The sequence below is a fragment of the Zymomonas sp. genome, assembly GCF_020216885.1.
Classification (GTDB): domain Bacteria; phylum Pseudomonadota; class Alphaproteobacteria; order Sphingomonadales; family Sphingomonadaceae; genus Zymomonas.
Window position 1 is genome coordinate 1 of the sequence record NZ_JAIWON010000047.1, and the last position, 10,000, is coordinate 10,000.

Annotated in this window: 9 protein-coding genes and 1 tRNA gene; 7 read left to right on the forward strand and 3 right to left on the reverse strand. The window is 43.9% G+C overall.

Annotation, left to right across the window (positions count from 1 at the left end):
* Positions 1-4: 4 nt before the first annotated feature.
* Positions 5-601, reverse strand: a complete 597-nt coding sequence (locus tag LDL18_RS02390; protein WP_011241233.1) for a recombinase family protein — start codon at positions 599-601, stop codon at positions 5-7.
* A gap of 205 nt (positions 602-806) precedes the next feature.
* Between LDL18_RS02390 and LDL18_RS02395 the strand changes: the two genes are divergently transcribed.
* Together LDL18_RS02395 and LDL18_RS02400 are read left to right on the forward strand one after the other, a co-directional pair.
* Positions 807-2,000 (forward strand): MFS transporter, encoded by a 1,194-nt coding sequence (locus LDL18_RS02395; RefSeq protein ID WP_296506763.1) that lies wholly within the window; start codon positions 807-809, stop codon positions 1,998-2,000.
* Positions 2,001-2,154: 154 nt separating this feature from the next.
* Positions 2,155-3,252: a purine nucleoside permease gene (locus LDL18_RS02400; protein WP_296506765.1), complete on the forward strand. Its 1,098-nt coding sequence runs from the start codon at positions 2,155-2,157 to the stop codon at positions 3,250-3,252.
* Between the two features lie 95 nt (positions 3,253-3,347).
* On the opposite strand, the gene LDL18_RS02405 is transcribed toward LDL18_RS02400, so the two are convergent.
* Positions 3,348-4,757 carry a deoxyribodipyrimidine photo-lyase gene (locus tag LDL18_RS02405; RefSeq protein ID WP_296506768.1) on the reverse strand — a complete coding sequence of 470 codons (1,410 nt, stop codon included), beginning with the start codon at positions 4,755-4,757 and terminating at the stop codon, positions 3,348-3,350.
* 426 nt (positions 4,758-5,183) lie between these two features.
* Between LDL18_RS02405 and LDL18_RS02410 the strand changes: the two genes are divergently transcribed.
* The 3 genes from LDL18_RS02410 (at position 5,184) to LDL18_RS02420 (ending at position 7,453) form a co-directional block, all read left to right on the forward strand.
* Positions 5,184-6,695, forward strand: a complete 1,512-nt coding sequence (locus LDL18_RS02410; RefSeq protein ID WP_296506771.1) for a mannitol dehydrogenase family protein — start codon at positions 5,184-5,186, stop codon at positions 6,693-6,695.
* Positions 6,696-6,929: 234 nt separating this feature from the next.
* Entirely contained in the window at positions 6,930-7,322 is a 393-nt protein-coding gene (locus LDL18_RS02415; RefSeq protein WP_296506773.1) for a hypothetical protein, read from the forward strand.
* A 54-nt stretch (positions 7,323-7,376) separates the two neighbouring features.
* Positions 7,377-7,453, forward strand: a tRNA-Pro gene (locus LDL18_RS02420).
* Positions 7,454-7,526: 73 nt separating this feature from the next.
* Here the strand turns inward: LDL18_RS02420 and LDL18_RS02425 are convergent.
* Positions 7,527-8,588 (reverse strand): TraB/GumN family protein, encoded by a 1,062-nt coding sequence (locus LDL18_RS02425; protein ID WP_296506775.1) that lies wholly within the window; start codon positions 8,586-8,588, stop codon positions 7,527-7,529.
* Between the two features lie 330 nt (positions 8,589-8,918).
* Between LDL18_RS02425 and LDL18_RS02430 the strand changes: the two genes are divergently transcribed.
* Both LDL18_RS02430 and LDL18_RS02435 read left to right on the forward strand, forming a co-directional pair.
* Positions 8,919-9,791 carry a glycine--tRNA ligase subunit alpha gene (locus LDL18_RS02430; RefSeq protein ID WP_011241226.1) on the forward strand — a complete coding sequence of 291 codons (873 nt, stop codon included), beginning with the start codon at positions 8,919-8,921 and terminating at the stop codon, positions 9,789-9,791.
* Positions 9,792-9,794: 3 nt separating this feature from the next.
* Positions 9,795-10,000 (forward strand): glycine--tRNA ligase subunit beta (locus LDL18_RS02435; RefSeq protein WP_296506778.1); only part of this gene is annotated, 206 nt, incomplete at its 3' end.

Here is a 10,000-nt window from a genome sequence, read left to right on the forward strand (position 1 = left end):
TAGATTAAGGCTCTTTTACCTTCTGAAATGAAGCCAACCATCCATTGCGTTTTAAGGTATCAATGAGCGTTGATCGAGGTATCTTGAAACTCCGGCAAACAGAAGCCTTGCTGGCACCACTTTCAAGGGCGATTTTAATCTGTTCCAACTGTTCCTTATCGATCGTTGGTGGCCGACCACCACGCCGTCCCCGTTTTCTTGCCGCCTCTAATCCCGCCATAATTCGTTCGCGGGTCAAGGCGCGTTCATACTGCGCCAAAGCACCAAATAACGAAAACAGCAATTCACCATGGGGTGTATTCGTATTCATCTGTTCAGTTAGAGAATGAAAGGCAATATCACGCGCTTTTAAATCTGTGATGATTGATAATAAATGAGGTAGAGATCGCCCTAAACGATCCAGTTTCCAGACTATCAATTCATCACCCGATTTCAGATATTCAAGGCATTTTTTTAAACCGGGGCGATCATCTTTTGCGCCTGAAGCTTTATCAAAGAACAGATTCCGCTCATCAACGCCTGCCGCAATCAAAGCATCTCTTTGTAGATCAACAGATTGGCGATCATCTGCTGATGACACACGCATATAGCCAATGAGCATAAATCAAGAACCCCATGAAATTTGATATAGGGATATCATTAACCAATCCGACTTTGTTTATCATGCAAATAATGGCCACCTTTAGAATATCGCTAAAAAACGATGCTCAAAATATTGAAAGTTTGACTTCCAATAACCGTCATCATTTCTATTGCCTTTTAAGGCAATAAGTGTTTGAGGAGCGGCCAACAGAACGGCAGGTCAAATGCCGTTTATAGGGAGTGATGTTGCGTTGCCTATTGCGCTTTTAGCCTTGGCCATCGGTGCTTTTGGTTTGGGAACGACTGAGACCATCGTGATGGGCATTCTGCCCGAACTTTCCGATAACCTGCATGTTTCTATTGCGAAAGCAGGCCTTCTGGTTTCGGGGTATGCCATTGGCGTGACAATCGCATCTCCTCTTATGGCCGTTATAACCAATCGCTATTCGCGGCGGCAAACGCTGCTTTTGATGATGGCCATTTTTGCTGTCGGTAATATCTGCAGCGCTCTGGCTCCAAATTATAACCTGCTTATGGCTAGTCGATTTTTGACCTCGCTTTCACACGGGACTTTTTATGGAGCCGCTTCGATTGTTGCTTGTCAGCTTGTTCCTCCCCAAAAGAGAGCTGGGGCGCTTTCTATCGTTTATATCGGGCTGACTTTAGCCATGGTGCTAGGGGTTCCACTTGGCACATTGGTAGCGCAATTTACGTCTTGGCGGGTTTCTTTCTGGTTGATTGGTGGCGTTGGTAGTTTGGCATGGATTAGCATTTGGTATTTAATCCCACATGATAATCAGAGTAATACAAGCATTCGTCTTTATGACCAATTCCGTTCTCTAACACATCCGATGGTCATTCTAATGATGCTGGTGTCGATGTGTACCTCTGCCGGTATGTTCGGGCTTTTTACCTATATCACGCCTTTTCTAGAAATCAGGACTGGGCTTTCAGCACATACTACCGATTGGATTTTGTTACTGATTGGCGCAGGTCTTTGCTTGGGTAATCTTTTGGGCGGACGCTTGGCTGACTGGAAAATGCTGCCTTCCTGCGGTGGCCTTTTAGCGATGACAATTATTGTTCAACTCTTGTTGGTTTCGGGCAGCCTCCACGTCTGGAGTTGTATATTGTTGCTTTTCTTCTGGGGTATTTTTATTTACGCCCCGATGGCTCCGCTACAATCTTATGTTGTAACATGCGCGGAATCTGCTCCCAATATTGCTGCCGCCGTTAATCAAAGCTCTTTTAATCTGGGTAACGCCATAGGATCTTGGTCGGGTAGCTTGTTGGTCGGAACTTTACCTTCCACCTATGGAAAATTGCCGATTTTAGCATCAGCTTTTCTGGCAGCTGGCGTTATATTGGTCTGTCTTGCCGGCTATCTCCAGTCACAAAAAATCAAAGAAAAGCTTTGACTTCGATATTGCTCTCTCTATTCCCAAACGCCATTGGGATAATTTTATATCTTTGTTGATGCTGAAAGAGAGAAATTTCCGTATCAATATTTTAACATTGAATAATGCATTAGGTTATCAGTCTGTATAGCCACAATTATGATGAAAGCTGACAATGAAGACAAAAATAGAAAAGCTTTTGACTTTGGGGACATCATTAGGAATGGCGGCTATGGGACTTATTGCGCCTGCTATAGCCAAGACTGATACCGCTAAAATTGAACCCAAAGTCATCATTGTGGCTGGCTGGGAAAATGGAGCTGATACGGGTGATAAACCCGGCGAATATCAATTCTGGGTTGAACGGATGCATCTTGATGAGAAATTACCCATCGAGGGCATATCCACACAAGTTTTAAGAAGAAATAGCGATGGCGTTTATGCCCTCGTTTTGAAAGATGGTGCGACTGATCTCACTGCCTTAGCTTTGGACAAACATTTTGATCTCAAGCATAGCTATTGGATTTTTACAGGTATTTCCGGCGTAAATCCTAATCTTGCCTCGGTTGGTAGTGTCGCATGGTCACGATGGGTTGTTGACGGGGACGCACTTCGTGAAATTGATGATCGGGACATCCCAAAAGATTGGCCATATGGATTATATGCTATTGGCGCGGATAGACCTGATAGCCTTCCAGTGGACCCTAATCATTACGGATCGGTCACAGATGTCGCCCAGTTGACCAAAGCCTATCCTCTTAACCGAAGATTAGAGCAATGGGCTTACACAATAAGCCGAAATGTTCCCTTAAAAGATGATCCTGTGATTGCTCGCCAACGGCAAAAATGGACAGATTATCCTTATGCTCAAAAAGCGCCGATGATTTTAGAAGGCGAAACACTTGGCGCGCATCGCTATTGGCATGGTGAAAGACGCAATCAATGGGCAGAAAACTGGGTCAAATTATGGACGAAAGGGCAGGGGCATTTTGTCATGACCAATGAAGAAAGCCAGATCAACCAACGTGAAATGCGTGTTTTAGCCCAATTGGGTTATATTGATCCCGATCGTATTCTTGTGCTTCGTTCGGGCAGTAATTTCAGTATGCCACCCAAAGGAGTCGCTATCACAGACTCCATGGGTGACGAAGAATCCGGCCAAGTGGTTGCCTTTGATAATAACGAAAGAGCCGGAGAGCCCGTTGTCAAAGAATTGGTCAAAAACTGGAATAAATACCGCGCCTATATTCCTTCTGCCCAAGGGCAAAACTAATATTTTTTTCGTATCAAAAGACACTATATCTTTGTGAGACAATCACGCTCTGAATGTCTCACAAAGGCAACCTCAAAATTCACTCCATTTTGCCACTATGCAGAGCGTATTTCTTTCCATGCTCTCAAGGCTCTATCTCGACCTTCTTCATGGGCAATAATCGGCCGTGGATAATTGGCAGGTTGTTTATCTGCTTTCCATGGCGTATGGATAAAAGGGGTAGGAAAATCCGCTAATTCCTTGACCCACTCACGAATATATTGCCCATCAGGATCAAATTTTTGTGATTGTAAGATAGGATTCATTATCCTGAAATAAGGGGCAGATTCAATGCCGCTTCCTGCCACCCATTGCCAGTTTGTCGCATTACAGGCCGGATCATAATCAACCAAGGTCTGGGCAAACCATTTCTCACCCTCACGCCAATCAATCAATAGATGTTTAACGAGGAAGGACGCTGTCACCATTCGCAGCCGATTGGGCATGAAGCCAGTTTGCCATAACGCTCGCATACCCGCATCAATGAAGGGATATCCTGTTTGTCCTTCCTTCCAACGTTGCAAATTGTCGGAAGCCTTTTTCCAAGGCATTTTATCAAATTCCGGTCGCAAATTATGCTGATTTAAATCGGGATGTTCCCATAAAACCGACCACGCAAATTCTCTCCAGCCTAATTCTGCTAGAAATTTGCTAACCCCTTCACCAGACCCGTTTTTTGTGACTTCATGCCATATTTGTTTTGAGGATATCTGCCCGCTTCTTAAAAAAGCTGATAGTAAAGACGTCCCATCCTTGGCTGGAAAGTCTCTCTCTTTGGCATAATGCGCGAGATCATTTTCAATAAATGATTTTAACTGCTTTTGAGCTTCATTTTCTCCAAAGCGATGGCTCTGTTTTAGCTTGATCTTCCATGCAGAATCTTGCGTTTCTTTCGCTAAGATCGAAATATCTTTATAGCCCAAGCAATGCTGGATTTCCCTTGTAGAAAAGACCCAATTTTCAGGATAAGGCAAAACCGCTTGAATATTCATATGACGCTGCACAGCCCGCCAATAGGCTGAAAATATTCGGAAGGGCTGACCCTTGTCGTTTTTTACAGTCCAAGGCTCATTTAAAAGAGTATTGGGAAAACTTTGCACCTCAAGCCCCATGGCTCTAACCGATTTCTTTAAAATCTGGTCAGTCTCTTTCCCTTTAGAATCATACCGCCTATTCCAAAACAGCTTACAAGCATGGGATTGCTGTACAATTTCGGGGATTATTTTTTCAGCATCGCCCTCAAAAAGATGAAGTTGCCCCCCTTTGTTCTTTAATTGTCGATCTAGGGCTAAAAGGCTTTCGGCTATCCACCAATCCGCTGCTGTTTCCGTTTTTTCGCCAGCGGTTTCCTGTATATAGAAACAGATAACAGGATTCCGACTTTGAATTGCGGCCGTGATCGCTGCATTATCACGCAGACGAAAATCATGACGAAACCATATCAAAATAGGGCGGGTATCACTCATAAATAGCGCGCTTCCATTTTTTGCGAAAAACAATCATCGGCATTTGGGGATATCGCTTAACAGCTTTTTCAAGATAACATGTCTTTCTGGTTGGTACAAAAATAGAATACTCTAAAAATAATTTAGAATTTAACACTAAAAATATAAATAAATATCAATATAATAATATTTAATAAATTTTTTTTAAAATATAAAAAATGAAATTTCTCATTTTATTATATTTTTATTTAAAAAACTTAATTTTATAATTATGGATTATATAATAAAATCCAAAGATGTGCTTCTGGATTTTTAAGGTAATTTATATTATATAGATCTCATTCTATACCTTGCCGGAACAATCTTTCCGGCCAAAGCTTCCTCTTCTTAAGAGAAGGATAAATCACACGCGCCTCTTGCGTCCATTACATTTCAAGGAGACAGATTATGACAGCAGCCGCTGAATCAAAAACAGCTATCAAGCTTAATGAAAAAGCACTGGCAAATCTTGATCCTAAACGAGTAAAAATTTTCAAATATGACCGTTCCAAGGTAACGGCGGGTATCGCTCATATCGGGGTTGGGAATTTCCATCGCGCGCATCAGGCGCGGTATATTGATGACTGCTTGGCTATTTCGGGCAATGAAAGTTGGGGAATCGTTGGCATTAGCCTCGGAGACCGTCCTTCGTCGAAAGCCAAAGCCAAAGCGATGAAGGATCAGGACTGTCTCTATACGCTGACCGAATATGATGAAAAGGGTAAGCCTTCAACCCGCATTATTGGTTCTATTATCCAATATCTCCATGCTCCCGAAGACCCTGAAACGACGATGAAGAGGCTGGTTGATCCGGCGATCCGTATTGTTTCGATGACCATTACAGAAGGGGGCTACCATCTGGATAGTGAAGGGAATTTCCAATCTGATGCCGAAGCCGTTCAGGCTGATTTAAAAGACCCAGAGCATCCCAAGGATACCTTCGGTTATATTGTTGAGGCCTTGGCACGCCGCCGGAAAGCTGGCACGAAACCCTTCACCGTCTTTTCTTGCGATAACCAACGCGGTAATGGTGATGTTGCCAAGCAAGCCGTTCTGAGTTTTGCTCGATTACGCGATCCTGAATTGGCTGAATGGATCGAAAAAAATGTCACTTTTCCCAATAGCATGGTTGATCGGATTGCCCCAACGGTCACAGAAGAAGAAGCCGCCGGCGTCAAAAAACATACCGGTATCGATGACCAATCGCCTGTTATTGCCGAAAATTTCTCACAATGGGTTATCAAGGACGAATTTTGTAATGCTCGTCCGCCTTTTGAAAAGGTCGGTGCCGAATTTACTCAAAATGTTGCTCCTTACGAGCATATGAAAGGGCGGATGCTTAACGCGTCCCACACGGCGATTGCTCTTCCGGGGGTTATTGCTGGTTATGAATATGTTCATGAAGCCTTGGGCGATTCTGAAATTCATCGGCTGGTTTACGACTTCATGACCAAAGATGTCATTCCGGTTACGAAAGGGCCTGATGGCATTTCTTTGACGGATTACCGTGATATGGTTTTAAGTCGTTTCAGCAATCCAGCCTTGAAAGATCAACTGGTTCGTATTGCTGGTGATAGTGCGAATAAATTGCCGACTTTCTTGCTGCCTACTATTAACGAACATACCGAAGACGAAGATACCAGCAGTCGCGATTTACGTCGTATGGCCTTTATTCTGGCCTGTTTCCGTCGTTATCTTCGCGGTATTGACGACCAAGGCCATAAATTCACGCCTATAGAGCCTCATATTTCCAAGGAAGAACGCGCGGAATGGGGCGGCGAAAACACCGAAGGCTTTTTGAATTGCCGTATTCTGGAACCTTTGGGATTGGCTGATAATGAAGCCTTTGTGAAGGCCTTTAATCACGCCGTTTCCTTACTTAAACCACAAGGGGTTTTGGGTGCGCTAAGACATCTTTAGGTCAGGCAAAAACTAGATAATCTAAAAAGGGTGTCTGTTTCGACACCCTTTTCTTTATCAAAATATTGACCTGTCAAAACTGCGATATTCTGCGGTAGATAAATATAAAATTAATCCAAAAGCGTTATATAAAGACCAACTGCTTTAGGATATTGGCCTAAGATCCATATTATAATAGCAAAAATTGGTGTTATTGCCTCCCTTTGTTATTGTGCCATAACAGGAATAGACGCTGTGTCGGTGACTGATAAGAATGACTTGAATATCGGAACAAGCCTTCAACAGATGCAGTATATTGCTGATTTTCTTCAGAAATGGTGTGCCGAAAAACAGGCAAGGCAAGCGCTCGACATGCCGAATGGGCAACAATATGAGCCTTATCAAATGGAAATCTTTTCCAACGATCAGGTGAACGCGCTCAATCAAGCCTATCAAAAGGCTTCGGATCTATTGGCTTACCAACTCAAAATATTGCTAGATGAATGTCTTAATATGGCACAAGCGGGGATAGAGGTGCTTATAAAAGCCCGCCAAGCCGGTGCGTCTCCGGCTTTAGCTGCCGGAAGTTTGGCTTCCGCCATAGAAAGAGATCTGAAAAGAATGCAATCTTTGCTGCTTTCTAAATAATATTATGCTTTTGTGATTGACTATCATCGAAAATTCATTAAGGAAGACAGCGATCGGGGAGTAGCGCAGCCTGGTAGCGCATCTGCTTTGGGAGCAGAGGGTCGCAGGTTCGAATCCTGTCTCCCCGACCATTCCTTTCTATTAAAATCTTTTTTCAAATCAGCCTCTGATCGCTTCAGAAAAAAGATACTTTTTTTTTAAAATTTAATTGGCAATTCTGACGGCATAGATTTGACGTTCTGCTAAAATTTTTCTCAAACTATGCGCGCCCCCTAAATGTCCGGCACCCACCGCCATAAAGACCGTTCCCGGTGTTTTTAGCCTATTTTCAATCCAATCAGCCCATCTTCTATTCCGGTTTTCTAAAAGAATCGTCTGCAAATGCGGAATTTGGCTTAAATTCTGGTTTACAATATTAGCAAGGCGATCTTCATCACCACTTGCCCATGCTTTTATCAACAACCGGATGATAAAAGAGCTTTGCTCGTCTTCTTCAAGGCTGGATTGCAGAAAAGATATCTGATCGGCAGGCGATAAATTGGACAGGAAAGAAAGTTGTTGTTTAAAATCTTCTAATTCACCGATATTTTTGGCTTCACTTTGCGCCTGCGCAATAAGGACAGGCTCTACACCCGCCATCGTTTTGATCCCGCTTTTTTGATAATGTAGCAGTGTCAAAGTCACTGCGACAAACCAAGGTGAAAAACGATCCATACTATTTTTTGCCATATGGAAATGCGTCAACTCTGCTTGAACACGCCGGTTCAAAGCAGGCGGCAGCCTTTTTTCAAGCGGTAAACCTGATTTGTCAGTTGCCAATTCTGAAACAATCGCCTGCACTTGATCTGCTGGCGGTGCTTTCGTTTCGATAACCAATTCAGAAGATTGTTCAAAAGCATCACGAATATGGTTCTTGAACCAGCTATATCGTGGATCAAGCATATGAATCGTTCCGAAAAGGTAAATCGTCGTATTATTTTTGTGGATCATCCACAGGGCTGGATGCGCATCAACAACCATAGAAGATGTCGCCGCCGCTGGCGTATTCTCTGGGATATTATTATTAGCGGGTTCCGGTGCTATTTTCTTCTTTGAAGTGATAGTGGTCTTTTGGGGTTTTACCGTTTTTTTACCGGATATTTTAACCGGTGATGTTTTTTTGACCCGACTAACCGCCGCTGTTTTTAAAGGGTGAGGGTGGGTATGTGCCGAAGAGGCTAACAGGGCGGATACTATCCCGATACACGATATTACCGGTGCGATCATATTATCTTCTCCTGCTCTACTCTTTGGGTTTACTTCTTGCTTGCACCATCACCTATGACAAGGGGGATGACGATAATATTTGCGATTTTTAGGCTATTCTGCCTGATAAATCGCTGAATGGGAAATGGGGAAGGGCTTATTTCACTCTGTTTTTCTTTTGAGAAAGCAAGGAAAAACAGATTTTTAACGGAATAGGCTTCAATTCTGTCCGGTTACTGGTTAGAGCGTAAAAGTTCCGTTTTCTTATCGAAAAGAGGAATAACGTGTTCTTTCCGCCGGTATATCCGGCACATATTTGTCCCTGTTACCATGGGTAACATTCGAGGAAAAATGCCAGATAGTCTGTCCTTCCAAGCCCTCATCCTGAAACTTCATGATTACTGGAGTCAGCAAGGATGCGTCATTTTACAACCTTATGATATGGAAATGGGGGCGGGAACCTTTCATCCGGCCACCAGCCTGAAAGCTCTTGGGCCCAATCCATGGAAAGCGGCCTATGTGCAGCCCTGCCGCCGTCCGGCCGATGGGCGCTATGGGGAAAACCCAAACCGACTTTGCCATTATTATCAGTATCAGGTTATCTTGAAACCTTCGCCTGATAATATTCAGGCGCTTTATCTGGGTTCACTGGAAGCCATTGGTATTGATCTTAGCCGCCATGACATCCGCTTTGTCGAAGATGACTGGGAAAGCCCGACTTTAGGCGCATGGGGCTTAGGCTGGGAAGTCTGGTGCGATGGGATGGAGGTAACGCAGTTTACCTATTTCCAACAGATCGGTGGATTTGACTGTAAACCGGTTTCCGGCGAAATTACCTACGGCCTTGAACGACTGGCTATGTATATACAGGGCGTTGATAACGTCTATGACCTGCGTTTTAATGATGCGGGCGTAAGCTATGGCGATGTTTTCCTTGAAAATGAACGCCAATTTTCAGCCTATAATTTTGAAGCGGCCAATACCGAAACGCTTTTCCGCTGGTTCAAAGAGGCTTCGCAAGAATGTAAAGCTCTGCTCGAACGCGATAAACCGTTGCCCTTACCTGCTTATGATCAGGCAATCAAAGCCAGTCATATCTTTAACCTGTTACAATCACGCGGCATGATTTCTGTCACTGAACGGCAAGCCTATATCGGGCGCGTGCGGGAATTGACCAAGGCTGTTGCGGCGGCATGGATGGCCTATAACGGATGGGAGGCATAACCGATGGCTGATTTTCTGCTTGAGCTCCGTTCCGAAGAAATTCCGGCCGGTTTGCAAAAAATGGCGGTTGAAAAACTGGCCGAACTTCTTTCTGCAAAATTGAAAGAAGCGGGTATCAACCCGACAAAAATCGAAAAATACGCAACGCCTCGCCGTATTGCTTTATTGATGCGGGATTTGCCAGAAAAAACTGAAGCCGTTCAGGAAGA

Coding starts and splice junctions, on each gene's coding strand:
- LDL18_RS02390 (WP_011241233.1), bottom strand. CDS start 601: ATGCTCATTGGCTATATGCGTGTGTCATCAGCAGATGATCGCCAATCT.
- LDL18_RS02395 (WP_296506763.1), top strand. CDS start 807: ATGCCGTTTATAGGGAGTGATGTTGCGTTGCCTATTGCGCTTTTAGCC.
- LDL18_RS02400 (WP_296506765.1), top strand. CDS start 2,155: ATGAAGACAAAAATAGAAAAGCTTTTGACTTTGGGGACATCATTAGGA.
- LDL18_RS02405 (WP_296506768.1), bottom strand. CDS start 4,757: ATGAGTGATACCCGCCCTATTTTGATATGGTTTCGTCATGATTTTCGT.
- LDL18_RS02410 (WP_296506771.1), top strand. CDS start 5,184: ATGACAGCAGCCGCTGAATCAAAAACAGCTATCAAGCTTAATGAAAAA.
- LDL18_RS02425 (WP_296506775.1), bottom strand. CDS start 8,588: ATGATCGCACCGGTAATATCGTGTATCGGGATAGTATCCGCCCTGTTA.
- LDL18_RS02430 (WP_011241226.1), top strand. CDS start 8,919: ATGCCAGATAGTCTGTCCTTCCAAGCCCTCATCCTGAAACTTCATGAT.